The following is a 26,742-nucleotide window of genomic DNA, read 5'->3' on the forward strand; positions in this document are numbered from 1 at the left end:
GCCCTTCTGTTGTCCGGTGTCCGGTTCTCGCCCCGCGGGCCGGTCTGCGGCTCGAACATGCAGCCCAGGCCGGTCTACGGCTCGAACGCGTAGCCCTGGCCGGCCTACGGCTCGAACTTGTAGCCCAGACCGCGGACCGTCACCAGGTAGCGCGGGGCACCCGGGTCCGGCTCGACCTTGGCGCGCAGGCGCTTGACGTGGACGTCCAGGGTCTTGGTGTCACCGACGTAGTCGGCACCCCAAACGCGGTCGATGAGCTGCATCCGGGTCAGCACCCGGCCGGCGTTGCGCAGCAGCATCTCCAGCAGATCGAACTCCTTCAGCGGCAGGTCGATCTTGGTGCCGCCGACGGTCACCACGTGCCGGTCGACGTCCATACGGACCGGACCGGCCTCCAGCGCCGCCGGAGTCACCTCCTCCGGCTCACCGCGGCGGCGCAGCACGGCCCGGATACGGGCCACCAGCTCGCGCGAGGAGAACGGCTTGGTGACGTAGTCGTCGGCCCCTATCTCCAGGCCGACCACCTTGTCGATCTCACTGTCCTTGGCGGTCACCATGATGACCGGGACGTTGGAACGGCCGCGCAGCTGGCGGCACACCTCGGTGCCCGGCAGGCCGGGCAGCATCAGGTCGAGAAGGACGAGGTCGGCGCCGTTGCGCTCGAACTCGTCGAGTCCGTCGGGCCCGGTGGTCGCGACGGCGACCTCGAAGCCCTCCTTGCGGAGCATGTACGACAGGGCGTCGGAGAAGGACTCCTCGTCCTCGACGACGAGCACTCGGGTCACGGAAGGACCTCCGGGGCGGGAAGCGTTTCGTACGCGGATGAATCGGGGGATGTTGGGGTGGACCGCCCGGCCTCTTCGTCGAGGCCCGCGCCTGGCGCGCGTTCTTCTCGGGCGGACTGCTGATGTGCGCGGTCGCGGGCCACACCGGCCTCCGGCAGCCGCAGCGTGAAGGTGGAGCCCTGGTTCTCGGCGCTCCACACCGTGACCTCCCCGCCGTGCGAGGCGGCCACGTGCTTCACGATCGCCAGCCCCAGTCCCGTACCGCCGGTGGCACGGGAGCGGGCCGGGTCGACGCGGTAGAAGCGCTCGAAGATGCGCTCCTTGTCCCTGTCGGAGATGCCGATGCCCTGGTCGGTGACGGCGATCTCGATGTGTTCCCCGCCGGGCGCGTTCACCCTGCGGGCCGCTATGCCGACGCGGGTGCGGGCGGGCGAGTAGTTGACCGCGTTCTCGACGAGGTTGCCGAGGGCGGCGGCGAGCTGGCCGCGGTTTCCCCACACGTGCAGGTCGGCGGTGCCGCCCGCGGCCATGGTGATCTGTTTGGTGCCGGCCTGGTGCCGGCAGCGGTCGATGGCCTCGGCGACGAGTTCGTCGACGCGGACCGGCTCGGCGTCCTCCAGCGGGTCGTCGTTCTGCACCCGCGACAGGTCGATGAGCTCCTGCACGAGGCTGGTCAGCCGGGTGGCCTCGATCTGCATGCGCCCGGCGAACCGCTGCACGGCCTCGGGGTCGTCGGAGGCGTCCATGACGGCCTCGGAGAGCAGCGAGAGGGCACCGACGGGCGTCTTCAGCTCATGGCTCACGTTCGCGACGAAGTCGCGCCGGACCGCCTCGATACGGCGGGCCTCGGTCAGGTCCTCCACGAGCAGCAGCACCAGCCGGGAGCCGAGCGGCGCGACCCGCGCGGAGACGGCCAGCGCGTCCCCGCGTCCGGTACCGCGCCGCGGCAGGTCCAGCTCGACCTGTCGTATCTCCCCGTCGCGCCGGGTGTCCCGGGCCATCTGCAGCATCGGCTCGACGGCCAGCTTGCCGCCGCGGACCAGGCCGAGGGCGTACGCCGCCGAGCTGGCCTTGACCACCGCGTCCGCCTCGTCGAGGACGACGGCGGACGACCTGAGGACCGACAGGACGGTGTCCACGCCCGGTGGAAGCACGGCGTCCGTGTGCAGGGAGGTACGTGTGGGGCGCTTCTGCTCGCGCTCGCTCCAGCGGAACGCCAGCATGGCGATGACACCGGTGAGTACCCCGGCGATCGCAGCCGCTGCGGCGACCGCCGCGTTCACGTCCATGCACCCAGGTTAGGCATGGCTCGGGCGCGGGCCACAGCCGTCGGAGTGCGAGCTCGAACACTCGTCGCCCAGAGTTCACCTTGGAGCCAGTACCGGTTCATTTGGGGTGACGGAAACGGACGCGTACGGGTCGGATCGTGGGAGCGTGGGGTGCGGACCGTTGGTGATACGACGGTCGTACCGCCGGTTGTCCGGTGGGCCCGGCCCCCCGGACCCCCGAAGTAGACGCACGAGAGGGAAGCCTGATGCGGGACGCGTACCACGAGGAACTGGACTCGATCAGCGACAGTCTGGTGGAAATGGCCCGGCTGGTCGGGTCGGCGATCGGGCGCGCCACGACCGCCATCCTCGACTCCGACCTGAAGCTGGCCGAGAACGTCATCGAGGCCGACCAGAGGGTCGACGAGCTCCAGCACGACCTGGAGGCCCGGGCCATAGCCCTGCTGGCCCGGCAGCAGCCGGTGGCGACGGACCTGCGGATCGTCGTCACGTCGCTGCGCATGTCTGCCGACCTGGAGCGCTCCGGCGACCTCGCCCAGCACGTGGCGAAGCTCGCGCGCCTGCGCTACCCGGACCGCGCGGTCCCGAGCGACCTGCACGCCACCATCCTGGAGATGGGCCAGCTCGCCCAGCGCCTGATGGCGAAGGCCGCCGAGGTGATCATCACCAAGGACGTCGACCTGGCGCTCCAGCTGGAGCAGGACGACGACGAGATGGACCTGCTGCACCGCACGCTCTTCCAGCACCTGATGGACGACCGCTGGAAGCACGGCATCGAGACGGCCGTGGACGTGACGCTGCTGGGCCGCTACTACGAGCGCTTCGCCGACCACGCGGTCTCGGTCGCCAAGCGGGTGGTGTACCTGGTGACGGGCGAGCACGCCGACGAGATCCAGGCGGACGTGCAGCCGGAGATCCAGGCCGTGACGGGGGCGGACAGCGCCTGAGCGGGCCGGGTGGGACTCGGCTGAGCGGCCGGGTGCGACGCGGCGGATTCGGCTGAGCGGCCGGGTGGGACTCGGCGGATTCGGCTGAGCGGCCGGGTGCGACTCGGCGGATGCGGTGGACTTCGGCTGAGGCGCGCGGACGCCTCCGTGCGCCGTTGATGCGCCCAGCACTACGGGCGTCCAATGGGCACAGGCACCAGCCTCGGAGGAGGAACCCATGGCCGATTCCCCCAGCACCACGCCCGACCCCGCGCAGGAGCGCCCGACCGAGCAGCCCGCCGAGATCAGGAACCTGACCCTGATCGCCGCGTGCGGCTGCGGCTCGGGCTGTGGCTGCGGGTGCCAGTCGGGCAGTCCCTGCCAGTGCGGCTGACGCCTGCACCTCGTTCGTACGACCCTGTGGGGCTCCGGCTTTCCCGGCCGGGGCCCTACGGCTGTGTGGGCCCCTATTGCGGGGTCGCCGACGTGCGCGTACGGGCGGAACATGGAACGCGAGGGTTCTCACGGAAGGAGCCGCGGGCCATGGCCAAGTACATGGATGTCCACCACAGCATGAAGGGCATCACCGAAGAGAAACTGCGCGAGGCCCACAACGCGGACCTCGCCATAGAGAAGGACGAGCAGGTCCACTTCGAGATGGCCTGGGCGGACCCGGAGTCCGGCCGCGTCTACTGCCTCTCGGAGGCCCCCTCGGCGGAGGCGGTCCAGCGCATTCACGAGCGGGCGGGGCACAAGGCGGACGAGATTCACCCGGTGCCGCTGACGGTGCAGTGAGCCGAGGACGCCGCCCGTGACGTGGCGCGGGCGGGCCGTCGACGTCGCGAGGGTCGGCCGAGTAGGCACTTGGCGGCCCTCGCCGGCGAGATCATGATGCGGGTATGCCTGCGAACGAGTCCTCCGCGACGAACCCGCCCCTCGCGGCACCGACCGCCGTACGCCTCCCCCATTACACGAAGGCCGACCAGGCCGAGATCCTCGGCGACGGCGACGATCCCTTCGGCGTCGCCGACACCGGCCTCACCTTCCTGCCCAAGGACGAGCACTTCGGCATCAGACACGGACACGGACACGGCGACCAGGGCGGCCGGCTCGTGGCGCATGCCGGTCTGCTCCGGCTTCCGATCGCGATCGGCGACGTGGAGACAGAGGTGGCCGGCGTCGGTGGCGTGGCCGTAGCACCTGACCAGCGAGGCCGGGGCCTGGCACGTCTCGTGCTCGGGGCGGCCCTCGACCACGCGCGCACGATGGGTCCCCGGCACGCGCTCCTGTTCTGCCGCCCTCCGCTCCTGCCGCTCTACCAGCGCCTGGGATGGCATCCGCTGGACACGGACGTACGGGTCGAACAGCCCGGATCCCGCTTGGTGACCATGCCGCTGCGGACCATGGTGACGCCCCTGCGCGACGACGCGGCCTGGCCTCCCGGGCCGGTGCGGTTGTTCTCCCTGCCGATGTGAGCCCTCCGGCTCACCCGGCACCGACCTCCGGCTGCGACCGCGCCCCTGACCCGGGCCCGGCCACCGCCGCCCCCTTCTCCTCCTGCGGCCGCTCGTCCAGCCGGCGCATCAGCACCCCGTACCCCAGCCCGGCCACCGTCCCCACCACCGCGCACAGCCCCCAGAGCCACTCCGCCCCGAACCGGTCGATGACGAACCCGGACAACAGGGGGGCGACGAGGCCGGCGACGGACCACGACATGGTGTACATGCCCTGGTAGCGCCCGCGGCCGTGCAGCGGGGAGAGCCGGACGACCAGCCCCGTCTGCGTCGGCGCGTTGACGATCTCCGCCAGCGTCCACACGCACACCGTGAGGGCGATGACGCCGACCGACCCGGCGAAGGCGGTGAGCCCGAAGCCGTACCCGGCGAGCAGCGAGGAGATGACGAGCAGTCGCCGTGGATCCCGGTGCTCGATGAACCGCGTGACCGGGATCTGGAGGACCACGATCAGTACGCCGTTGACGGCGATCGCCATGCCGTACTCGGCCGGCGTGAACCCGGCGTCGCCCATCGCCACCGGCAGCCCCACCGACCCCTGCTGGAAGATCAGCGCGACGAGGAAGGACAGCCCGACGACGCTCATGAAGCGCCCGTCGCGCAGGACGGTGCCGAGGCCGACGGAGTCGTCCCGGGCCGCCGTGTTCGCCGTCTCGGCGGGCTTGGACTCCGGCAGCTTCAGGAAGACGACGATCGCGCAGACCATCGTCATCGCCGCCTCGATCAGGAACCCGGCGAGATAGCTGGACTCGGCGATGAACCCGGCCGCCATGGAGGAGATCGCGAAGCCCAGGTTCAGGGCCCAGTAATTGAGGGAGAAGGCCCGGATACGGTCCTCCGGCCGCACGATGTCCGCCATCATCGCCTGCACGGCCGGCCGGGACGCGTTGCTCGCCGCGCCCACGAGGAAGGCCACACCGGCGATCGCGACCGGGTCGCGCACGAACCCGAGGAGCGCGACGGACACCGCGGTCGACGCCTGTGCGATCAGCAGGGTCGGCCGCCGGCCCAGCCGGTCGGTCATCACCCCGCCGCCCAGCGAGGACACGACACCGCCGAGCCCGTGCAGCGCGGCGACCAGACCGGCGTACGAGGCGGAGTAGCCGCGGTCGAGCGTCAGGTACAGCGCCATGAAGGTGGCGACGAAGGCGCCGAGCCGGTTGACGAGGGTGCTGGTCCACAGCCACCAGAACGCGCGGGGAAGTCCGGAGACCGTCTCCCGGACGGCATGTCTGGCGCGCAGGGCGTACGCATACGGCATGGACGGCATGGACTCCCCCAGAGCGGCACAGGACGTGAACGAGTCACGAGAACGCTGGATGTAAGTGGCGCACCCGGCGACCACAAGTTACAAGTGGCCGATTGACAGCGGCCACTCAATTAGCAGAACCCGTCAAACGTCCGCCTGCCGGGCAGCCACGCGAACGGGCGAATGCGTGGATTACGCTCTGGGGCATGGCCGACGCACCGTACAAGCTGATCCTCCTCCGCCACGGCGAGAGCGAGTGGAACGCGAAGAACCTGTTCACCGGCTGGGTGGACGTGAACCTCAACGAGAAGGGCGAGAAGGAGGCAGTCCGCGGTGGCGAGCTCCTGAAGGACGCCGACCTTCTCCCCGACGTGGTCCACACGTCCCTCCAGAAGCGCGCGATCCGCACGGCCCAGCTGGCCCTCGAGGCCGCGGACCGCCACTGGATCCCGGTCCACCGCTCCTGGCGCCTGAACGAGCGCCACTACGGCGCCCTGCAGGGCAAGGACAAGGCCCAGACGCTCGCCGAGTTCGGCGAGGAGCAGTTCATGCTGTGGCGCCGGTCCTACGACACCCCGCCGCCGCCGCTGGACGTCGACGCCGAGTACTCCCAGTTCTCCGACCCGCGCTACGCGACCCTCCCGCCGGAGCTGCGCCCGCGCACGGAGTGCCTCAAGGACGTCGTCGTCCGCATGCTCCCGTACTGGTTCGACGCGATCGTCCCGGACCTGCTGACAGGCAAGACGGTCCTGGTCGCCGCCCACGGCAACTCGCTGCGCGCCCTGGTCAAGCACCTGGACGGCATCTCCGACGCGGACATCGCGGGCCTCAACATCCCGACGGGCATCCCGCTGTCCTACGAACTCGACGCCGACTTCAAGCCCCAGAACCCGGGCGGCACGTACCTCGACCCCGAGGCGGCCAAGGCGGCTATTGAGGCGGTCAAGAACCAGGGCAAGAAGAAGTAAGCAGCACTGTTCAAGGCCCCTACCTGCGGTTTCTCCGCTGGCAGGGGCCTTGTTGCTGGGGGGCCGTCCGTGGGCCGTCAGCTGCTTGGTCGGGCCGTGCTCAGTTCCCGGGGAAGCCCGGCTCCGGCTGTTGCCTCGCTTCTGCTTGTGCTCCCGCCTCATGCAGGGCCGTGACGGCTTCCTCAGCGTCTTCCTGAGGCACGCCGACGAGGATCACGGCTGGGACCTCTGTTGCAAGGACCTTGCTGCGCCAGAGGCTCAGCCCCGTCAACCGACGAACGACCTGAACGACGTCCTGCACACGGACGCCGGTCTCAGTGAGCACCACGTCATGGGGCACGTCGTCGCACACCGACAAGACGTACTCGTCTGCCATCGCCACTCCCGCACCTCTCCTCCTCAGAGCGTACGAGCCCTCGACCGTCGTGTCGCGTCGGCTTGGCTGCTTCGAAGAGGGAGGCCACGGCCTTGTTCTCCCCGGGCCTCCAAGAGCACCGAAGATCAGCCACTTGGTCAGCGGAGGCCGCAGGGCCGGCTCAGGACGGGTTTCCTCCCGGACGGGGTCGTCCGTCTCGTTTCACGGAGGCGGTCACGACGGAAACGAGGGCGGTCACGCCCAGAGTCCCCGACATGACCAGCACCACGCCGACCACGAAAAGGCCGCTGGCGTCGTCCGACCAGTCGTAGAAGGCGGCGACGGTCAGGCCCACCGTGGTGCCGAGCACTGCACCTGCGATGTGGCGCCGGGATGCCGCCCAGCACACCGGTACGAGCAGGGTCAGCACCAGCCCGATCACCTGCCACGCCTCGTACGGGCCGGTCGTCGAACCATCAGGCTGCACGTCACGATGCTGGTCCCAGCCCAGCCAGGCAGCCCACATCGCTGCCGACACCCCGGCCAACACGAGGATCGGCAACAACTGGGGTAGGGGTTTCAGTAGTCCTCGGCGCATATCCCCAGCGTTTCGGCTCACCCAACCACCGGACAGAGCTCAAGTACTCAGCTCTGTCCGAGTACTTGAGCCATGTCAGCCGCGGCCGAGGACGCAGAACTCGTTGCCCTCCGGGTCGGCCAGGACCACCCAGGAGACGTCGCCCTGACCCACGTCGGCCCGTGTCGCGCCGAGAGCTACGAGCCGGGCGACCTCCTTCGCCTGGTCCTCCACAGGGTTGGACATGACGTCGAGATGGATGCGGCTCCGTACGACCTTGTCATCCGGCGTGCGGCGAAACTCCAGGTACGGCCCGACGCCCTTGACGGAGCGCAGCAGGGCGCGGTCGTCGGTCAGTTCATGGACGGTCCAGTCGATCGCCTCGCCCCAGAACCGGACCATGGCGCGTGGGTCGGCGCAGTCGACGACCACGGCGGCTATGGGGCCGGTGTCCCGGTAGAGCTCTCGGGGCTCCAGAACGCTGAACACGTTGCCCTCCGGGTCGGCCAACATCGTCCCCGGCACGTCGCCCTGGCCCACGTCGACGGTCGTCGCCCCGAGGTCTTTCAGGCGTGCTACCAGCTCCGCCCGATGGGCGTCGGAGGTGGTCGCGAGCTCGAGGTGCACGCGGCACTTCACCGTCTCCGGGTCCGGGACGCGGACGAGATCGATGCAGACGGCGGACGGGTCCGGCCAGTCGAAGCCCACAGGCTCCAGGTTGGTGACTCCAGGGCCTTCACTGGAAACACCCCAGCCGAGCACCTCCGCCCAGAAGTGACCGAGCGCCGAGTCGTCCCGGGCCTTGAAGTTCACCTGAACTAGTTGCAGCGTCATGCTGCGTACTCTAAGGAACGACCCTCAGCGCGCCACTCGATAGCGCAGGTAGACGACTTTCGAGCCGAAGGTGCGGGTCTCGACGAGGTCGAGATCCACCCGGCGCTCGTGCTGGGGAAAGAACGGGATGCCGCCGCCGACCAGCACCGGGTGGACCATGACCCGGTACTCGTCGATAAGGTCCGAAGCGGCCGCCTCGGCGGCGAGCGTCGCGCCACCGATCGCGATCTCGCCCTCCCCCGGCTCGGCTCGCAACCGCTCGATCTCCTCCACCAGACCGCCGGAGACCAGTCGGGCGTTGCCCTGCACCTCCGACAGCGTGGTGGAGAACACCACCTTCGGGAGCGGGTTCCAGAGCGCGGCCCACTCGTGCCCTGAGTCGTCGAGCGATGGATCCTGGTCGGCGGTCTCCCAGTACAGCATCGTCTCGTACAACCGTCGTCCCATCAGGTGGACGCCGACCTGACGAATATCGTCGATCCAGAAGCGGAAGACCTCCTCGTCGGGCACCGTCCAGTCGAAGCGGCCGTCCGGCCCGACGATGTAGCCGTCGAGTGACATGCCCATCGAATAGGTCACGCTGCGCATCGGAAGACCTCCTCGGTGACGGGTTCGACCGTACGGCCGCCGAGGCGCGAAGTGAGGTTCCGGCAGCGACTGCCCCAGGGACGCTGCATACCTTTATGCCCGCTGTGGCGGCCTCGCAGCCCGGCGAGCGTGCGGGCGCGGCTACTGACTGCGGGGCCGGCGGCCCTGGGCTCGGTCCTCCATGGATTCCCAGAAACTCCTCATGTTCGGCAGCGAGGCTCCTTGCCACCACATGGTCTGCCGGAAGTTGAGGAACCTATGCTTCGCAACGAGTTCACGCTGCTTTCGACAGAAGGCCTCACTCATCTCGGATTGATGAATATTGTCGGACTTAGGCGGATAGGGGCAGAGTTGTACCGGACAGCCTGAGGCACAATTCTCGCGCCCCAGGGTCAACTTCTCTGTCGAACCGGGACGGCAGGGGTCGAGCCACCCTCGGTCGCCGCGGAGGCACGAGGGCAGGTCGGTGCCCCCGGTCTGTTTGAGGCGCGTTTCGAAGTCCTTCGAGGAAGGCGGGTCCCCTCGGTCGGCCAGGTTGAGCAGGAGCAGCACGTCGGCCACAAGCTTCCGTGCTCGCGGGTCGAGCAGGCTCCAACCCGCTGAGGGCGGAACCCACAGGTGATCAATAGTGTTCATCCGGTCAAGGTGCCTGGACTCGGAGCCCACTCTCGACACGACGCCGAACTCGTCTATCCACAGGAACCGTTCCGGCGCGTGATGCTCAAGAGCGAGTACTGCCATGTCGGCACCGGCAGTCACGAACGGATGATGCACCCTCCGTCCGTTGGTTACCGCCAGTGGCGAACGAGCCTCGGTGCCCGCGGTGTCGAGCCAAGCGTTCACCTTGGACCGCGCCTGTGAGTAGGTCAGCCGCTCTGGCTCCGGATGCTCGCTGTCCGCATCAGGCATATGCCAAAGGCACAGCGCCTGGATGAGAGTGAGTTGAGTGAACCAGAAGTCCGTCCGGCGCAGCAATGAATTGGCCCGACTGATCAGATAGCTTTCACATTCCGGCGTATTATGTCGGTGCTGGCGACGCCGATTGGCTGCATATTTGAATCCTTGCGCCAAAGCAACCTGTTTTACCAGGCACCCTCCTTCACCTTCTGGGCTCGCGCCGCCCATTGCCCCATGCAGCACTCTTTCAAATTCCTCATTGACCCATTCCAGGTTGTGCGAGTGTTGCGAATTATCTCCCGTGTACTGCTTGTGCCACACTGATGCACTCCCAAAGAGCATGGGGAGAAGCCACGATCGCGCCACTTCTTCCCACTCACCAGGGGAGTCTTTCTCCTCTTCGCGCCGCTCATCAAGATTGCGCAGCGTACTTATGCCCTTTGTTCCGCTGTCGGCGAATTCCTGCACCGCGGCAAGCCTGATTCCGTGTGAACGGTCGGTTCCCGCGATCGCATTCAGTGCTTCGTACCCTTTTCTCAGACCTTCCTCCAGCACCTCTGCCTTTTGGTTCCTTTGCGGCATACCCTTATACAGGGCCCGACTGTCCTCCAGGTTGTGAAGGGTGGTGGCCAGTGATCGAGCAAGGCGCAATTTAGCTTGCCCAATAGTCCACTGATCGGTGACGATCTTCTCCTCGCCCTGCTTGTTTTTGATCCAGCCAACCAGCCTCTCCGCGATACCAGCAAAACGCGCTCCGCCCATTTCGCTATCTATCTCAAACGCATGAATAAACACCTCGAGCACCTTACTCGGGTCGGCACCCCGCATTGCCTTCTCGAAAGTATCGAACCCCTCATCGAAATTCAACCTCTTGTACCAGGGTTCCAGTTTCAGAAGCAGGTCTTCCTTTTCCCTGTCCAGCATTTCTCCAGCGGCGCTGAACGAAGTTCCGTGACTATAGGCATACATCGAAAGCGCGAGGAGGAACTCGTTGCCGACGTCAAGATGTTCTTCTCCTTCCACCCGCTTCCACATCGCGTCTCGTATATATTCGGGACTCAGCGCAATATGCATCATTCGGGATCCGAGATATGCCTGCATGATGCTGTGCGGGAAGCGAAGACCGTCACCGTAGGGCTCCACCAGGCCCAGTTTCGCGCCAAGCGTCGTTGCCAGCTCACGGCCGATTCCCGATGCGCTTTGGAGCTTTTTCAGCTTGTCCTTTACCTTTGTGCAGTCTTCAAGCGGTTCATGGGTTTCCGGCCGTCCCTCGAAAAGATATCTGAATTCTACGACCACGGAGTCTCGCTGCAACCCAATGCAAGCGAGGAGCGATATTTGGTCGATGACTTTGCGTCTGACGTCCGTGGAGATTTGCACGTGGCGGTGCAGCATGCCGTCACTCACGGCGGTCACCCATGTCTTGAGCAGGTGAAGTCGTTGATTGGTAAGTATTTCGTGGCTTCGTGTGTCCAAGTCGGTGTCTGCATCCCTGTAGCGGAGATGTTTCGTCAGACCCTGGTCGCAGAGTTCTTTCATGAGCTGTAGATAAAGGGGGGATTCGACTACTCTTGCCACCCGCACTACATATTTGAGTCGCTGTTCGTCCTCAGTGGAGTGGTCTTGGCTCGATCTGAGGTAATCAAGCGCCTCTTCCTCGTTCAGAGGCTCCAGGTCGATAAGGGAAGCGTTGATGCCACGGATGGGGTCATGTGGCCTCGATGCGATGACCAGAGGAAGGTTTTGCTCATTCGCACGCTGTACAGCATCCCGGATCAATATGTCACGCCCGGACCCGATTCCATCACTGATCAGTAGTTCCTCAAGACCGTCAGCCAGCACAACGATCCTGCCGTTGTTGCGCAACTTCTGCCAGAGTTTCTTCGGGTCGACCGTGAAGGGCATGATGCGAGAACGAGTCCTGATGATCTCGTAGAAACGCTGTTCACCGAGCGCCTCGAAGTCGAGGTTCTCCCTGTCCTTCGTCTCCCGTGCTTGTTTTTCACGAAGCCGGATGGGCACCGGGATGTAACGTTCTTTTGCCAGTTTCTCTGCCAGTTTCAGCAGTACGGCCGTCTTCCCCGCGCCGGCGCCTCCCATGATCAGCTGCGGCCGGGGGTTCTCCTTGGCGGTCACCTCCTTGAGAATGGTGTGGCAAAGCGCGTCACGACCCACGACCTCGCCGAATATTCTTCCTGCCGTAGGGACGACTCCGTGTGGGTTGTTCCTGACCGTCTTCAAGTACTTCCGCTTGACCGGCCAATAGGCCGCCACGAGGAAGAGAAGGGCAGTCAAAGCGAACAAGAACAATGTTGTGAGCCCACTGGCGAGACCACTACATGCAAGCGGGTGCCCTGTGCACCCCTTTTCAAAGGGTCCGGGATTTCTTGGGGCTGGAGAGAGCAATTCGACGATACCCCAGGCCATCCAGGCGACGAACGCCATTGCCAGGACAAAAATCAGAACACCTGAAATCGAGCGACCAATCACCTGCGGCCAATTGCGCACGTAGTGGCGGTCGCGGTAGGACCAGTAGGAACGTCTGGCCCGCTCCTGTGTGTCGGCAAGGAAATTACGAACGCCGCCTACTACTCGCCTGAGTGTCCGGTGGATCGCCCCCGGCTCTCTATGCTGCTTTTTCGGTGCCCGGAAATCCGCGTCGTTCATATGCTCCTCCCGCGGGCCGGAGGTACAGCGCCGCTCACCAAGGCGGGCTGCGGGGTAACCGAAACGAGGGGAATGTTTCTCCCAGGTTCGCTTGGGGCTGCGGCTCGGGCAACCTGGGGCCGTCGCAGGGCTCAGTCGTCGGAAGCGTGCAGCCTGGCGAAACGCTGCTCGATCATCCAGCGGCACGCACACATGAGGCCGCTGGCAACCACGACCACGGACTCCACGCCGAGCAGTTCAGCGTCGACAGCAGGCACTCGACGTCCGCGGCTTTCCAGGCGGAGGCTGAGAGACCGTCATCGCGGCTACGTCGGCGCGTCCCCGGCGGCCTCATCGTCGCGCCGGCCGAGCAGATCGGCTGAAGGGATCAGCTGAGGGGCCAAATTCAGTGGCGGAGCCTCCCCGCCCCCTCCACCATGCCCCCATGGCCCCGGACGAGCACACCAGTGATGCAGCGCCCACTCGGTGGACGCGGGCGGGCGTCCACCCCGACATGTGGGTGGATCCGGGTGACGACCCCCGCGAGACCGATGTCGAAGTCGTCGACGAGCGCGGGGCGTTGCTCGACTGTCTGCGGCATTTTCGGCTCACGCTGGAGATGAAGTGCGCGGGACTGGACGCCGGGCAGATGGCTCAGCGGTCCGTACCGCCGTCGACGATGTCGCTGCTCGGGCTGGTGCGGCATCTGACCGAAGAGGAGCGGCGGTTCCGGCGGGTGATGGCCGGGGAGGACGCGCCGAAGCTGTACCGGACCGACGAGGATCGCGACGGGGACTGGAACGGCGCGGTCGCCGACCAAGCGGTCGTGGACGAGGCCTGGCGGCAGTGGCGGACCGAGGTGGAGAGGACCGACCGGTACCTGGACGGGGCCACCGATCTCGCCGCCACGAACACCGGCTTCTCCGAGCTCGGCCCCGAGCCCGGTGGCCGGCTCCAGCTCCGTGACGTGCTGCTCGCCCAGATCGCGGAGTACGCACGCCACTGCGGCCACGCCGACCTCCTGCGGGAGCGGGTCGACGGCCGGGTCGGGCAGTGAGCGGGCTTCCTTACCCGTGAGGTAATCGACGCGCCCGCAGTGCCCCGGCAAGCTCAGCCTCATGACGCCTACCAGCACCTCGGACGCGACCCGCGCCACCGTTCAGAAGTTCCTCGAGCTCCGTCTCGCCGGGGACACCGCCGGACTCACCGCGCTCTTCGCCGACGAGGTCGACTGGGTGCTCGCCGAGAATCCGGGGGTGCCGTGGATCCGGCCGCGGTCCACGGCCGCCGAATGTGCCGCGCAGTTCGACGAGTTGATGGAACACACCGTGCCGGAGGAGGCTCGCGCCTCCGTCGACGCCTTTCTCGTGGAAGGGAACGACGCCGTCCTCACGGGGCACCTGTCGGGGACCGTGCGGGCGACCGGGAAGTCCTTCGAGGGGCCGTTCGCCCTGCGGCTCACCGTCGAGGACGGGCGGATCACCCGGCACCACCTCTACGAGAACAGCCTGTAGATCGCCGAGGCCTGCGGTCGGTGACCACGTCCTACCGCTCGACCAGGACGTTCGTGGACTCCGCGCCGCTGGAGACGCCCGAGGGTTCCTCCGGGTCGGACGGCCACCAAGGGGCCGTGACCGCCGCGGACAGCACCGCGCCGACCTCGCTGTAGCCGGGCGCGGCACGTGGCAGCGCCAGGCGGACGCGGACGGTTCGGGACTGGCCAGGGGCGAGGGCGAACTCGTCCGTCTCGATGTGCGTTCGGCCGGTCAGGTCGGTCCAGCGGCCCTTGTCCCCCCTGTCCCCCTGGTCCTCCACCGACCAGGGCAGGCCGCTGACTGACTGGCCGGCCGCGCCGGGGCCGAGGGTGATCGCGATGCGCAGGCCGGAGCGGGTGAGCTTGCCTGCCGCGTTACGGACCCGCACCTTCCACTCCACGGGTGGGCCGCCCTCCGTCGCCCTGAGCACGTCCGGTGCCTCGATGGCGAGGTGCGTGGGGTCGATCGGCAGCCGGAGCCGCGGTGCCGATGCCGCCGCGTGGGCGCTTGGTGTCCAGCCCTTCCGGGCCAGTTGCGCGGCGACGGTGGAGGTGGGGCCTTCGCCGGAGCCGCGCTCCCTGTCGGCGGTGAACAGCCGGAAATCGAATGCCCTCCGGGCCTTGCCGTGGTGCGCGAGGGGCAGTACGGCGACGAACTCCCCGTTGTCGTCCTGCTCGTTGGTCCACTGGAGCGGAACGTCGTGCCACGCGCCGTCTTCCCGGACCTGGAGCCGGTCGGGGGTCAGACCGGTGTAGAGCCCCAGGACGCGTTGGGCCGCCTGCGCGTCGGTGAGGCGGCCCTCGACGGAGACGCGGAAGGGGAGCGGCGGGCCGCCGGGGACCAGTGAGTCTCTCTCGCCCAGGTGGATGGCGGGACGTGGTGCCGATACGGCCGGGCTTCTGTCCGGCGACGCGTCCGGCGCTCGGCCGGCGCACCCTGTGATCACCGACAGGGCGACGAGCAACGCGAGCGGAGCGATTAATCCAGGTATTCGGGCCTTTGTCACGGGAGACCTCCGCGCGGAGTCTAGTCACCGATCCCGGCGGGGCACATCGACCCGTCACATCAACCCCTCCGCACCGACCGCCAGTACTGCCGCCCACCCTCGTCCCGTACGACCACCCCCAGCCGCAGCAACTCCCCGCGCAACTCACGGGCGTCATCGGCGTCGCCCTCGTGCTTGCGGGCCTGTGCGCGTGCCCTCAGCAGGGCGTCCGCGCCCTCGGGCAGGCCGGGGGTGCCGGGGACCCAGCGGCGGAACTCGGCGCGGTACGGGTCCTCCGCCGCCCACTCGTAGCCGTGCTCGGCGAGCGCGTCCGTGAGGCGGCGCCAGGGCAGACCGCAAGGCTCCCGGGCCAGTTCCAGGCCGTCCGGGGCCAGCACCACGAGGTGCTTGCCGTCCCGGGAGAGCGCCGCGATCTCCTCACGGGCGAACTCCTGCACGCTGTCCCTGATCGTCAGGGTCACGTGGGTGCCGGAAACCCGGACGGACAGCGACTCGTGCACGGCGGTCAGGCCCAGCAGCAGGCCGCCGAGCGCGCCCACCGCGACGGTGCCGAGCGTGAGGGCGGGTTCCGGGACCGACGTCAGCAGTTCGGCCGGGCCCTCCAGCGGTGCCCACGGCAGGGACAGCAGCCAGCGGGCGAGGAGCGGGAGCGCGGCACCGATGCCGGCGCCCACCCCTGTGCAGAAGAGGGTGATCGCCCAGGCCGATTCGGCCAGCTCCGTTGCCGAACCGCCCGTCGGCGGATCGGGTCGCTCGCCCATGTCCACGTGCCTCGCGTCCTCCATGGAGCGAGTCTCGGCCGGAACGGCGTGCTCTGTCGTCAGCCGTTGGTCTACACGTCCGCGACTTTGGTCGCCTCAGGGCAGCGCACCGTCTCACGGGTGCATCCGCGCCCCCTTCACCACCTTGTCGACCGCGTTCTTCGGGCCGTACACCGCGAGGCCGACCAGGTCCAGCTCCGCCGTCGGCACCGCCCGTACGGCCGCCCGGTTGTCGCGGTCGTTGCCCGTGCCGAACAGGTCGGAGGTGAAGACCGAGCGGGGCAGGGAGCGGGACAGGGCGCGGGTGTGGGCCGTGGTCAGGGTTTCCTTGGTGGCCTCGAAGACGAGGACCGGCTGGCGGAACATCGGCAGGTAGGGCACGCCGTCCGCGTCCTCGTACGGGTCGCCGATCACTTCGGGGATCTGCGTTCCGAGGCCGCTGACCAGGAACGACGTCACGTTGAGGCGCTGCCACGGCTCCAGGTCCGCACGCAGCAGTACGGCGATCTTCGTGTCGAAGCGGATCGGCTCCAGGGGTGATGCGGTGTTCATGATCCGAGCGTGCCCGGCAGGCCCCGCCGGGGTCTTGTACGTTCTTTGCATGGCCGCAGAGCGCCTTTCCGAGCCCTCGTCCGGGTCCTCGTCCGGGTCCGCATCCGGGTCCTCCCGGACCGTCTCCGCCTGGCGGCCCCCCGTCGCCGGTGTCGTCGAGGTCTTCCACGCCCGTTTCACCGAGTACGCGTATCCGATGCACGTCCACGAGGCCTGGACGCTGCTGATCGTCGACACCGGCGCCGTGCGGTACGACCTCGACCGGCATGAGCACGGCACCCCGCACGACACCGTGTCCCTGCTGCCGCCGCACGTGCCGCACAACGGCTCCCCGGTCAGCCCGGAGGGCTTCCGCAAGCGGGTGCTGTATCTCGACGGGACGTATCTCGGGGACGAGCTCATCGGGGCCGCCGTCGACCGGCCCGATCTGCGCGATCCGCTGCTGCGGCGGCGCGTCGGGCAGCTGCACGGCGCGCTGGTGCGGCCCGGTGAGGAGCTGGAGGCCGAGAGCAGGCTGCTGCTCGTCGGGGAGCGGCTGCGCGGGCACCTGCGCACCGAGGGTGCCGCGCCCCGTCCCGCCGATCCCGTCCTGGCGCGGCGGCTGCGGGAGCTCCTCGACGAGCGGGTCGTCGAGGGCGTCGCGCTGCGGGAGGCCGCCGGGCTGCTCGGCGTCCATCCCGCCCATCTCGTACGGGCGTTCAGCACGGCCTACGGCATCGCCCCGCACCAGTACCTCACGTCCCTGCGCGTGGGGCGCGCCCGGCGGCTGCTCCTGGAGGGGCGCGCGCCGGGGGACGTGGCGGTGGCGACCGGGTTCTTCGACCAGTCGCATCTCACCCGGCACTTCCGGAAGCTGGTGGGTGTGCCGCCGGGGCGCTATCGCAGCAGCGCGCGCTGAGCGTCGTGGAGATTGCGCGGCCGTACGGCGTCCGTCGTGCCGTACAGCTCCAGGCGCGAGTGCAGGTCGCCGGTGAAGTCCGGTACGTCGATCTGGTCGAACTCGGTGACCTCGTTGAGGCCCACGGTCGCGGAGTGGGGGGCGAGGCCGTCGAGGCGGATCATGCCCGCGCGGCCGTTGGTCACTCGGATGTTCCAGTGGGTGAAACGCGCGCCGAACAGCGGCCCGGCGCTGGCGTCGCCGCCGTGGCGGCCGTCGTTGTGGACGGTGATGTCGGTGCGGACGTTGGCGAAGGGCAGGCCGCGGTGGCTGTCGAAGGTGCCCATCCGCATGTCGCCGCGGGACCAGACGTTGTGGGAGGACAGACCCTCCACGTTGATGCCGTGGAGCTGGGTGCCGGCGGGGGCGGGGGTCGTGCGGGCCTCGATCGTGAAGTCCTCGATCAGGTTGTCGTGCGAGCCCTCGCGGCAGAAGTACGGGTGGTGGACTCCTCGGCCCGCCACGCGCGTGTGCCGGAGCGTGCAGGCGGAGGCGGCCACCAGGCCGAAGCCGTTGTCGACGTGGCGGACGGTGACGTCGTCGGCCCAGCAGTCGTAGGCGCACTGGAAGACGACGCCGTTGTGGCCCTTGTCGAGGAGGTGCGGCTGCTGCGGGGTCTCCACGGCCTGAAGGGTCAGTCCCTCCACGCCCGATCCGGTCAACTCCCTCACGTGGGTGGTCAGTCTGGGGTCCCACTCGGGGCGTACATCGAGCGGGAGGGGGCGTTCGAGGGTGACCTGGCGGCCTCGGACGCGGGTGATGCGCACCGGCCACTCGTAGGGGACGTACGAGGTCAGTTTCGTCTTGTCGTCCCAGGTGTACGCCTCGGGGCCGGGGCCGCCGCCGGACATGTGCTCCAGCAGCGTGTGGCCGGCGTCGTCGGCGAGGCGGAGGAGGACCAGAGCGCCGGGGCGCAGTGCCGAGGGGTCCTGGACCGTCACCGTCCAGGACCCACGGCGTGCCGGGGCGAGCGTCGTGAGCGTGCGCCACTCGTCACGCCGGTTGCCCGTCCAGCCCTCGAACGGCCAGGACTTCGCCCTGATCGCGGCGACGAGGGAGTCCCAACGGGCCTCGGGGGCCAGCCAGATCAGACCGCCCGCCCAGGACCAGGAGGACTTGTCGCCGCCGTAGCGGGAGCCGTAGACGCCGATCAGTTCGGTGAGGTTCTTGGTCGCGAGGAGTGTCGTACGGCCGCTTCCGGCGCCGCGCAGGACCACGTTCGAGTGGCCGACGCGGATCACGTCGTCGATACGGAACGTGCCGGGCGGGATGGTGACCGTGCCGCCGCCGGCCCTTCCGGCGGCGGCGACGGCGCGGTTGATCGCGGGGGCGGAGTCGCTCGTGCCGTTCGCCACGGCACCGAAGTCACGGACGTCGGCCACGACGGGGCGGCGGGGGAAGCGGCGGGTTCCGCCGCGGTGACCGGCCCGGCCGACGAAGGGGATCTGCGGGTGAGTGAAGGGGTGTCCGGTGAACTCGCGCCAGAGGGAAGGAACTGAAGGCACTGAAGGGACGGGTAGGGCTGAAGGCACTGAAGGGCCTTCGACGGGGGCCGCCTGTGCCGTGCCGGTCGTCGTTCCCGTTATCGCGCCGAGCGCCACGGCCGTGGTCCCGCCGAGCAGGGCCCGTCTGGTGAGATGCGCATTGCCCATGTCCGTACGCCCTCCATGCGGCTCGTCATGGATGTGAACGACGTTCAGAATTGCGTCGGTTGGTGAGCATGCCATGGGACCCCTACGCCGGGAAGAGGGTGCGCAGGGGTTGGGTCAAACGTCTTGGTGCGGACCTGAAGTCAGCCTGCGGGCCGCTGGGTCAGGTGGCTGAACGCATCCAGGTTCCGCGTCGATTCACCGCGCGCCACCCGCCACTCGTACTCCTTGCGGATCGCCGAGGCGAAGCCCAGCTCCAGCAGGGTGTTGAAGGCACCGTCGGAGGCCTCCAGGACCTGGCCGAGCAGGCGGTCGATCTCGTCGGCGGTGACGGCGGACAGGGAGAGGCGTCCGGTGACGTAGACGTCGCCGTGCTGGTCGACGGCGTAACTCACGCCGTAGAGCTTGAGGTTGCGCTCCAGGAGCCAGCGGTGGACGCCCTGCTCGTTCTCGTCGGGGTGGCGGATGACGAAGGCGTTCAGCGAGAGGGAGTGGCGGCCGACGATCAGGGAGACCGTCGTCTTCAGCTTGCGGGTGCCGGGGAGCTGGGCGACATAGGTGCCCGGTTCCGGGCTCTCCCACTCCAGCTCGGCCTCCTTCAGCGCTCCCTCGACGACCTGCGCCGCGCGCTGTTGCTGATCGGTTTCACCCATGCTGCGAGCGTACGCGACGGCGGTGTGCCTGCATCGCGGCCGTGTAGACGTCCGCGGTGGCGGCGGCCGCGGTGTCCCAGCCGAAGGACTGGGCGTGGCGGGCGGCCTGTGCGCCGAGCCGGGGGGCGAGCTGCGGGTCGTCGGCGAAGTGGCCGAGCACGCGCGCGTACGCGGCCGGGTCGTGGCCCTGCACGAGGAAGCCCGTGTGTCCGTCGCGGACGGCGACCGGCAGGCCGCCGACCGATGCCGCGAGCACCGGGGTGCCCGCCGCCTGGGCCTCTATGGCGACCAGGCCGAAGGACTCGCTGTAGGAGGGCATGACCAGGACGGAGGCGGCGCGGAACCAGTCGACGAGTTGTTCCTGGCCGACCGGCGGGCGGAACCGTACGACGTCCGCGATGCCGAGGCGGGCGGCCAGCTTCTGCAGGCCCTCGGGCTTGGCGAGGCCGCTGCCGCTGGGGCCGCCGACGACGGGGACGAGGATGCGGGAGCGCAGGTCGGGGCGCTCGTCGAGGAGGACGGCGACGGCCCGCAGCAGCACGTCGGGGGCCTTCAGGGGCTGGATGCGGCCGGCGAAGAGGGGGATCAGGGCGTCCTGGGGCAGGCCGAGACGGGCCCGGGCGGCGGCGCGGCCGTCGGCGGGCGAGAAGCGGCTGAGGTTCACGCCGGGGTGGACCACGGCGACCTTGTCGGCCTCGGCCGCGTAGTGCCGGACGAGTTCGTCGGCCTCTTCGGTGGTGTTGGCGATGAGCCGGTCGGCGGCGGAGACGATCTGGGTCTCGCCGATGACGCGGGCGGCCGGCTCGGGCGTGTCGCCGTCGGCCAGGTTGGCGTTCTTGACCTTGGCCATGGTGTGCATGGCGTGCACCAGGGGGACGCCCCAGCGCTGCGCGGCGAGCCAGCCGACGTGGCCGGAGAGCCAGTAGTGGGAGTGGACCAGGTCGTAGTGGCCGGGGCGGTGACCGGCCCAGGCCTGCATGACGCCGTGTGTGAAGGCGCACAGCTGGGCGGGGAGGTCCTCCTTGTTGAGGCCCTCGTAGGGGCCGGCGTCGATGTGCCGGACGAGGACGCCGGGGGCGAGTTCGACGGTCGGCGGGAGGGCTGCGGCGGTCGCGCGCGTGAAGATCTCGACCTCGACGTTGATCGCGGCGAGGCGCTGCGCGAGCTCCACGATGTAGACGTTCATGCCGCCGGCGTCGCCGGTGCCCGGCTGGTGCAGCGGGGACGTGTGCACGGAGAGCATGGCCACCCGGCGGGGCTTGCGGTGCAGCCTCAGGCGCGCGGGAGCGGACGCGGAGCGCCGCCCGAGCCTGCCGATGTACTGGCTCACGTGGCGTTCCTCCTCGCTCCGGGCATGCCTTTCGCAGGGCGCACGTGCCCTCCGAGGCGGAAACACCGGAAGGGGGCGCTCCATTTCCCGGTTCGCGACTTTTACCGAATCATTACCGGTCCTCGCTCAACCGTTCGACGTGTGGGGGTATGCCCCGGGGCGCGCGACGGGCGGGTGAACTCGACCGGAAAAGCCAGGTCACTCCGGTTGTCCTGGTCATGAAAAGGTCGGCGGCTCCCGCACTCCGGGCAACCGGGCCCGACGGCACGCTCCTGCTCGACGATCTGCGCGTCGGGCTCGCCGAGGACACGGCCCGCCCGGACAGCACCGGCACCGCCCAGCAGTCCGATGGGCCGAGGCCGGGGGCCGGGACCGAGGCCGGGGCCGGGGGCCGAAACCGGGAGCCGGGGGCCGAAGCCGGGAGCCGGGGCCGGGGGCCGAAGCCGGGGGCCGAAACCGGGAGCCGGGGGCCGAAGCCGGGAGCTGGGAGCCTGGGCTCAGGTGCCGCTTACCCTCGTACGCATGACATCCCGCGCAGCGCCCCGCCCCCACTCCCGGCTTCGCCCGGGCGCGGGGACCCCGGTCGTGGGAACGGTGACGCGCGGGACGACCAACCCCAACCGGCTGCGTCGTATGGACCGCTGGATCGCGGCCACGCACGGCGCGGAGCTGCGCCGTGCCGCCGACCCGGTGACGGTCGACCTCGGGTACGGCGCCGCCCCCTGGACGGCCGTCGAACTGCTGCACCGCCTCCGTACGGTCGCCCCCCGCGCGCGCGTGGTGGGCGTCGAGATCGAGCCGGCCCGGGTCGCGGCGGCACTGCCGTACGAGCGGGCGGGGCTCGTCTTCCGGCACGGCGGGTTCGAGATCCCGATCCCGCAGCGCCCCCTGCTCGTCCGGGCGGCGAACGTGCTGCGGCAGTACGAGGAGGGCGAGGTCGCGGCCGTGTGGGAGCGGCTGTGCGCCCGGCTCGCGCCGGCCGATCCGGCGACCGGTGCGCGCGGCGGGCTGCTGGTCGAAGGCACCTGCGACGAGATCGGGCGCCGGCACGTCTGGGTCGCGCTCGGCCCGGAGGGCCCGCGCACGGTCACCTTCGCGACCCGGCTCGGCTCCCTGGAACGCCCCTCGGACCTGGCCGAACGCCTGCCCAAGGCGCTCATCCACCGCAATGTCCCGGGCGAACCGGTGCACGCGTTCCTGCGCGACTTCGACCGCGCCTGGGCCGCCGCCGCGCCCTACGCCTCCTACGGCGCCCGCCAGCGCTGGATCCGTGCGGTACGGGACCTGACGGCGGACTGGCCGGTGGTGGACGGGCCGGCGCGGTGGCGGCAGGGCGAAGTGACGGTGCGGTGGACGGCGTTGGCGCCACGGGGCTGACATGCCGACCGGCCGACCGGCTGACCTCCTCGGCGTGGCCGGTCGACACGGGCCGCCGGGAACGATCTCTTTGAGTTGTTCGTCACACAGGCGGGGAGATCGTCATGCCGGAGGCATACCTGGGAGGGAACGGCGGGAAGCACTACCCCTGTCGTTTCGCGGGCCGACATGGCAGCATCCCCAAGCGGCCGGATGTTACTGACGGTTAATCAGCTGGGGGCTGACGTATGGGCAGGGGCAAGCGGGGTCTGATCGCGACGGCCGTGACGGTGGTCTGCGCGATCACCGTGCTGGCGGCTCCGGGCACGGCGTTCGCCAGCCCGAGCCCCACACCGACGCCGAGCGCGAGCCCGCCGCTCGCTCCCAGCAAGGATCTCGAGGCCGTACGCCAGAAGCTCGACACGCTCTACCGCGCGGCGGCCCGCGCCACCGACGAGTACAACGCCGCCGAGGAGAAGGCCGACAAACAGTCCGCCGAGATCGTCAAACTGGCCAAGAAGATCGTCAAGGGCCAGGAGCGGCTGGACGAGTTGAAGGAACGGGCGGGGGCCGCGGCCGCCTCCCAGTACCGCGGCGGCGGACTGCCGCCCGAGGCCCACCTGATGCTGAGCGACGATCCGCAGGAGTTCCTCGAAGGGGTGGGCCGGGTCCGCCAGGGCCAGCACGCGACCAAGGGACTGCTCGGCGAACTGACCCGGACGCAGGAGGACTTGGAGCAGTACGCGAAGGACGCCTCCGCGCAGTGGAAGAAGCTGGAGTCGGGCCGCAAGACCAAGGCCGCCGCGCAGAAGAAGATCGAGAAGCAGATCGCGCAGGCCGAGAAGCTCGAGTCCGCGCTTCAGAAGGAGGAACAGAAGCGCCTCGTCGAGCTGGAGAAGGAGGCCGCCGACAAGGCACAGACCGCCTGGCTCGGCTCCGGCATCCTCAAGGACATCAGCGGCAAGGCGTCCGAGCAGGGCAAGAAGGCCGTCGCGTACGCCACGGCCCAGATCGGCAAGCCGTACCAGTGGGGCGCCGAGGGCCCGAGGACGTACGACTGCTCCGGGCTGACCTCACAGGCCTGGATCTCCGCGGGCCGCGGCATCCCGCGCACCTCGCAGGAGCAGTGGAAGCAACTGCGGCACATCGACGTCCGGGACATGCGCCCGGGCGACCTCATCATCTACTTCGACGACGCCAGCCATGTCGCGATGTACGTCGGCGACGGGGCGATCGTGCACGCCCCCCGGCCCGGGCGTACGGTGACGATCGCGGGGGCCGGGTCGATGCCCATCCTCGGGGTGGTACGGCCGGACACCGGCGCCGACGCCGCCGACTCCGACTGAGCCCGTGCCGCCCGCACCGGCCGCGCGGACACCGGATACGACGAGCGGTCACCGGATACGACGAGCGGACACCGGATATCGGACAACGCGTCGCGGCACCCGCGCGCGGCGAACCGGCCGGTGACCTGGAGCACGTGACCCGCCCCACCCCGCACCCCCGGCCCAACCATGCGCGGGCGTGACGTTCGTCATCCCCGCGGCATCCCGGCCCTGTCCAACTGCTGCACATATCGCGGCATATGACGCTGGCCGGTGGCGCGGCGGCGTGGCTCACACCATTCCAATGCGGCGCCGACACCCGCTATGGTCCCCGTCGGTGGGTCGAGGTCCCTCGCCCCACCGTGCCCTCGGGGGGAGGGAAGGAACCCAAGACGATGCCCGTACCCATACCGCGGCAGAGAGCGATCCCGGCCGTGGAGAGTGGTCAGGCGCAGGCCGCGTCCCCGTGCGGCCGCCCGGCCGAGGACTCCGTGACGGACGCCTCGGCAGCGGCCCCGCGCACCCCGGACAACGCCGGGAACACCACGGAGAAGGTGGAGAGCACCACCACCCACACCAACCTGACGCTGCTGCTGATCGAGGACGACCCGGCCGGTTCGCCGATCGTGCCGGACATGCTGGACCAGGCAGGCAAGCCGATCCGCGTCCGCACGGCCCGCAACCTGACCGAGGCCGGGCGGCTGCTGACCGACGACGTCCACTGCATCCTGCTGGACCTCGCACTGCCGGCGCCGGGCCGAGGCGACACCGACGACGAGCTCGCCGTGCTCAGGCACGTGCTGGAGATCGCGCCCCGGCACGCCGTCCTCGCACTGACCGCGTCGGGCGACGCCGAGCGCGGCGCGGAGGCGGTGCGCGTGGGTGCCCAGGACTACCTCTTCCGCGACGAGCTGGACGGCCGGCTGCTGAGCCGCGCGATCCGCTACGCCGTCGAGCGCAAGCGCTCCGAGTCGGCCGAGCGGCGGCTTGCCGAGGGCCGGCTGCGGGCCCAGGAGAACCGTCGTCTGGAGCGCGGTCTGCTGCCGACGCCGCTGCTGGACGGCTCCCCGCTCCGGTTCGCCGCCCGCTACCGCCCGGGCCGCTCGCGCGCCCTGCTCGGCGGCGACTTCTACGACGTCGTGCGCACGCCGGACGGCACCGTGCACGCCATGATCGGTGACGTCTGCGGTCACGGCCCGGACGAGGCCGCGCTCGGTGTGGAGCTGCGGATCGCCTGGCGCGCGCTGACGCTGGCGGGCCTGTGCGGCGACGAGCTGCTGAACACGCTCCAGCAGGTGCTGGAGCACGAGCGTGCCGACGACGAGATCTTCGCGACCCTGTGCACGGTGGACATCGCGCCGGACGGCCGCCGCGCCGGCCTGTGCCTGGCCGGGCACCCGTCGCCGCTGCTGGCGCGCCCGGGCAAACCGGCCCGCCTGCTGCCGTACGACAACAACGGCCCGGCCCTCGGGCTGCTGCCGGGCGCGCGCTGGCCGCGGATGCAGGTGGAGCTGGGCGCCGAATGGAGCCTGATGCTCTACACCGACGGCCTGATCGAGGGCCATATCGGCCGGGGCCGGGAACGGCTCGGCCAGGACGGCATGACGGAGATGGTCCGCCGCCAGCTCGCTGAGGGGCTGCGGGGCGAGGCGCTGCTGCGGGCGGCGGTGAACGAGGTGCGCGACCTCAACGGTGGCGAGCTGACGGACGACGTGGCGGTACTGCTGCTGGACCGGGTGCCCTAGCTCCCTCGTACCTGAGGGGGCTCCCTCGGACCTGAGGGGGCTGTTACCGGCCGCCGTTCCAGGGCCCGTACGGACCGTCGCTGCTGGAGCCGCGGTGGCTGCGGCCACCGCCCGGGAGCGCGCGGATGGCGGGGCGTACGTCGACCATGTACACGATCGTCGCGATGAGTCCGATGATCGGCAGGAACGACAGGATCGGGAAGAGCAGGTTCACCACGAAGGCGATCCCGAGGACGATCAGCCAGAACGGTTTGGTCTTCTTGTCGGCCGCCCGGTAGGCGTCCTCCCTGCGCACAGCGGCGTCGATCAACGCGAAGCCACTGAAAACGATCAGGGCCATGCTCAGAAGCCACATCAACCCTGCGAAGCCCTGCATCAGCACAACGTCCACCACCTGACTCGGCTCGTCCTACGCGGTCACCGTACCCGTACAACGGGCCGGGCACCCCCAGGGTGCCCGGCCCGATGGCCGCTCTCCGCCTTCCGCCGTCCTACTTGGCCGGCGGGGTGGTCTTCTTGGCGGTGGTCTTGCCGTTGGTCGCGGTGGTCTTGCCGCTGGGGGCCGTGGTCTTGTCGTTCGTGGCCGTGGTCCTGTCGTTGGTGGGCTTGCGCGCCGGCGGGGCCTTCTTGGCGGGGGCCGGCTTGGCGGGCGCCGTCTTCGCCGTGGCGGCGGAGGTACCGGCGGGCTTCGCCGGCTCGGTCTTGACCTCGACCGGCTGGGGCTTCGGCTTGGCCTTCGGCTCGACGGCCACGGCCAGCTCCTCGACGCCCTCGGCGACGTCCTCGATGCTCTCGGCGGCCTCGCCGCGCCAGGTGCGTACCGCCTGCTCACCGTGCTCGGCGACCTTCTCGTAGGTCTCCCGCGCCTTGACGGCGTACTCGGCGGCCACGCCGACCCCGCGCAGCGCGAAGTCCTGGGCGCTCTCGCCGAACTTCTTCAGGTCCGCGTCGAGGTTGCTGCCGAGCTTCTTGATGTCGGTGTCGAGGGACCCGAGGAATCCGGTGACCTTGTTCTGGAGCGTCTCCTGCGTCTCGCGGACGCGGGCGGAAGCTTCCTTGGCCCGGGCGGACGCCTTCTCCTGGACGGCCTTGGTGTCGGTGTTGCGCACGGCCTCGAACCGCGCCGGGGCCTCGTTGCGCAGCTGCTCCACCAGGGCCGGGACCTTCTTGGCCTGCTGGAGGGCGAGGTCGGCGGTGCCTGCGGCGAAGTAGAGCGGGGTCGGGTCGCTGAGGGTCTTGCGCAGGTCGTCGGTGATGGCCATGGT

27 protein-coding genes are annotated in these 26,742 nt (G+C 69.4%); 11 read left to right on the plus strand and 16 right to left on the minus strand.

Going from position 1 to position 26,742, the window contains the following annotated elements; all coding sequences use genetic code 11:
- Positions 1–104 precede the first annotated feature (104 nt).
- Complete coding sequence (locus tag SSQG_RS17655) at positions 105–785, minus strand: response regulator transcription factor (protein ID WP_003991167.1); 681 nt, start codon at positions 783–785, stop codon at positions 105–107.
- Positions 782–2,074 carry a sensor histidine kinase gene (locus SSQG_RS17660; protein WP_003991168.1) on the minus strand — a complete coding sequence of 431 codons (1,293 nt, stop codon included), beginning with the start codon at positions 2,072–2,074 and terminating at the stop codon, positions 782–784. The genes SSQG_RS17655 and SSQG_RS17660 overlap by 4 nt, the downstream gene beginning before the upstream one ends.
- Positions 2,075–2,319: 245 nt before the next feature.
- On the opposite strand from SSQG_RS17660, the gene phoU reads away from it, so the two are divergent.
- The 4 genes from phoU (at position 2,320) to SSQG_RS17675 (ending at position 4,475) form a co-directional block, all read left to right on the plus strand.
- A complete protein-coding gene (gene phoU / locus SSQG_RS17665) occupies positions 2,320–3,021 on the plus strand; it encodes a phosphate signaling complex protein PhoU (RefSeq protein WP_003991169.1) in 702 nt (233 codons plus the stop codon).
- 217 nt (positions 3,022–3,238) lie between these two features.
- Positions 3,239–3,394 carry a hypothetical protein gene (locus SSQG_RS41835; RefSeq protein WP_003991170.1) on the plus strand — a complete coding sequence of 52 codons (156 nt, stop codon included), beginning with the start codon at positions 3,239–3,241 and terminating at the stop codon, positions 3,392–3,394.
- Between the two features lie 149 nt (positions 3,395–3,543).
- Entirely contained in the window at positions 3,544–3,795 is a 252-nt protein-coding gene (locus tag SSQG_RS17670; protein ID WP_003991171.1) for an SCO4226 family nickel-binding protein, read from the plus strand.
- Between the two features lie 104 nt (positions 3,796–3,899).
- Entirely contained in the window at positions 3,900–4,475 is a 576-nt protein-coding gene (locus SSQG_RS17675; protein WP_003991172.1) for a GNAT family N-acetyltransferase, read from the plus strand.
- 10 nt (positions 4,476–4,485) lie between these two features.
- On the opposite strand, the gene SSQG_RS17680 is transcribed toward SSQG_RS17675, so the two are convergent.
- Positions 4,486–5,784 carry an MDR family MFS transporter gene (locus SSQG_RS17680; RefSeq protein WP_244299163.1) on the minus strand — a complete coding sequence of 433 codons (1,299 nt, stop codon included), beginning with the start codon at positions 5,782–5,784 and terminating at the stop codon, positions 4,486–4,488.
- A gap of 185 nt (positions 5,785–5,969) precedes the next feature.
- On the opposite strand from SSQG_RS17680, the gene SSQG_RS17685 reads away from it, so the two are divergent.
- Positions 5,970–6,731: a phosphoglyceromutase gene (locus SSQG_RS17685; RefSeq protein WP_003991174.1), complete on the plus strand. Its 762-nt coding sequence runs from the start codon at positions 5,970–5,972 to the stop codon at positions 6,729–6,731.
- 100 nt (positions 6,732–6,831) lie between these two features.
- Here SSQG_RS17685 and SSQG_RS17690 read toward each other — a convergent pair whose 3' ends face one another.
- From SSQG_RS17690 to SSQG_RS41400, 5 genes are all read right to left on the minus strand, one after another.
- Complete coding sequence (locus tag SSQG_RS17690) at positions 6,832–7,107, minus strand: ribosomal protein L7/L12 (protein ID WP_039935162.1); 276 nt, start codon at positions 7,105–7,107, stop codon at positions 6,832–6,834.
- Between the two features lie 160 nt (positions 7,108–7,267).
- Complete coding sequence (locus tag SSQG_RS17695) at positions 7,268–7,684, minus strand: hypothetical protein (RefSeq protein ID WP_039932981.1); 417 nt, start codon at positions 7,682–7,684, stop codon at positions 7,268–7,270.
- Between the two features lie 75 nt (positions 7,685–7,759).
- The gene (locus SSQG_RS17700) at positions 7,760–8,497 is read right to left on the minus strand and encodes a VOC family protein (RefSeq protein ID WP_003991176.1); all 738 of its coding nucleotides are present in this window, start codon (positions 8,495–8,497) and stop codon (positions 7,760–7,762) included.
- A 24-nt stretch (positions 8,498–8,521) separates the two neighbouring features.
- Positions 8,522–9,085: a dihydrofolate reductase family protein gene (locus tag SSQG_RS17705; RefSeq protein WP_003991177.1), complete on the minus strand. Its 564-nt coding sequence runs from the start codon at positions 9,083–9,085 to the stop codon at positions 8,522–8,524.
- 141 nt (positions 9,086–9,226) lie between these two features.
- Complete coding sequence (locus tag SSQG_RS41400) at positions 9,227–12,649, minus strand: NACHT domain-containing protein (protein WP_003991178.1); 3,423 nt, start codon at positions 12,647–12,649, stop codon at positions 9,227–9,229.
- A 424-nt stretch (positions 12,650–13,073) separates the two neighbouring features.
- On the opposite strand from SSQG_RS41400, the gene SSQG_RS17720 reads away from it, so the two are divergent.
- Positions 13,074–13,685, plus strand: a complete 612-nt coding sequence (locus SSQG_RS17720) for a DinB family protein (protein ID WP_003991179.1) — start codon at positions 13,074–13,076, stop codon at positions 13,683–13,685.
- Positions 13,686–13,746: 61 nt separating this feature from the next.
- On the plus strand, positions 13,747–14,142 hold the full coding sequence (locus SSQG_RS17725) for a nuclear transport factor 2 family protein (RefSeq protein WP_003991180.1): 396 nt from the start codon (positions 13,747–13,749) through the stop codon (positions 14,140–14,142).
- Positions 14,143–14,173: 31 nt separating this feature from the next.
- On the opposite strand, the gene SSQG_RS17730 is transcribed toward SSQG_RS17725, so the two are convergent.
- From SSQG_RS17730 to SSQG_RS17740, 3 genes are all read right to left on the minus strand, one after another.
- Entirely contained in the window at positions 14,174–15,127 is a 954-nt protein-coding gene (locus SSQG_RS17730; protein WP_039932993.1) for a hypothetical protein, read from the minus strand.
- Positions 15,128–15,228: 101 nt separating this feature from the next.
- Positions 15,229–15,954: a YqeB family protein gene (locus SSQG_RS17735; protein ID WP_003991182.1), complete on the minus strand. Its 726-nt coding sequence runs from the start codon at positions 15,952–15,954 to the stop codon at positions 15,229–15,231.
- Between the two features lie 90 nt (positions 15,955–16,044).
- Positions 16,045–16,482, minus strand: a complete 438-nt coding sequence (locus SSQG_RS17740; protein ID WP_003991183.1) for a DUF2000 domain-containing protein — start codon at positions 16,480–16,482, stop codon at positions 16,045–16,047.
- Positions 16,483–16,531: 49 nt separating this feature from the next.
- Between SSQG_RS17740 and SSQG_RS17745 the strand changes: the two genes are divergently transcribed.
- Positions 16,532–17,380 carry a helix-turn-helix transcriptional regulator gene (locus tag SSQG_RS17745; RefSeq protein ID WP_003991184.1) on the plus strand — a complete coding sequence of 283 codons (849 nt, stop codon included), beginning with the start codon at positions 16,532–16,534 and terminating at the stop codon, positions 17,378–17,380.
- On the opposite strand, the gene SSQG_RS17750 is transcribed toward SSQG_RS17745, so the two are convergent.
- From SSQG_RS17750 to mshA, 3 genes are all read right to left on the minus strand, one after another.
- On the minus strand, positions 17,359–19,071 hold the full coding sequence (locus SSQG_RS17750; protein ID WP_003991185.1) for a glycosyl hydrolase family 28-related protein: 1,713 nt from the start codon (positions 19,069–19,071) through the stop codon (positions 17,359–17,361). The genes SSQG_RS17745 and SSQG_RS17750 overlap by 22 nt on opposite strands.
- A gap of 140 nt (positions 19,072–19,211) precedes the next feature.
- A complete protein-coding gene (locus SSQG_RS17755) occupies positions 19,212–19,721 on the minus strand; it encodes a YbjN domain-containing protein (protein WP_003991186.1) in 510 nt (169 codons plus the stop codon).
- Entirely contained in the window at positions 19,714–21,051 is a 1,338-nt protein-coding gene (gene mshA, locus SSQG_RS17760) for a D-inositol-3-phosphate glycosyltransferase (RefSeq protein WP_039932995.1), read from the minus strand. The genes SSQG_RS17755 and mshA overlap by 8 nt, the downstream gene beginning before the upstream one ends.
- A gap of 585 nt (positions 21,052–21,636) precedes the next feature.
- Between mshA and SSQG_RS17765 the strand changes: the two genes are divergently transcribed.
- The 3 genes from SSQG_RS17765 to SSQG_RS17775 all read left to right on the plus strand — a co-directional run bounded on the left by SSQG_RS17765 (position 21,637) and on the right by SSQG_RS17775 (position 25,477).
- On the plus strand, positions 21,637–22,428 hold the full coding sequence (locus SSQG_RS17765; protein WP_003991188.1) for a hypothetical protein: 792 nt from the start codon (positions 21,637–21,639) through the stop codon (positions 22,426–22,428).
- Positions 22,429–22,655: 227 nt separating this feature from the next.
- Entirely contained in the window at positions 22,656–23,753 is a 1,098-nt protein-coding gene (locus SSQG_RS17770) for a C40 family peptidase (protein WP_003991189.1), read from the plus strand.
- 374 nt (positions 23,754–24,127) lie between these two features.
- Positions 24,128–25,477 carry a PP2C family protein-serine/threonine phosphatase gene (locus tag SSQG_RS17775; protein WP_039933004.1) on the plus strand — a complete coding sequence of 450 codons (1,350 nt, stop codon included), beginning with the start codon at positions 24,128–24,130 and terminating at the stop codon, positions 25,475–25,477.
- 43 nt (positions 25,478–25,520) lie between these two features.
- Here the strand turns inward: SSQG_RS17775 and SSQG_RS17780 are convergent, their stop codons facing one another.
- The gene (locus SSQG_RS17780) at positions 25,521–25,853 is read right to left on the minus strand and encodes a DUF2516 family protein (protein WP_078507033.1); all 333 of its coding nucleotides are present in this window, start codon (positions 25,851–25,853) and stop codon (positions 25,521–25,523) included.
- A gap of 115 nt (positions 25,854–25,968) precedes the next feature.
- Entirely contained in the window at positions 25,969–26,739 is a 771-nt protein-coding gene (locus tag SSQG_RS17785) for a hypothetical protein (RefSeq protein ID WP_003991192.1), read from the minus strand.
- Between the last annotated feature and the right edge of the window lie 3 nt (positions 26,740–26,742).

Origin of the sequence: Streptomyces viridochromogenes DSM 40736 (genome assembly GCF_000158955.1) — a bacterium.
In the GTDB taxonomy this organism is placed as follows: Bacteria; Actinomycetota; Actinomycetes; order Streptomycetales; family Streptomycetaceae; genus Streptomyces; species Streptomyces venetus.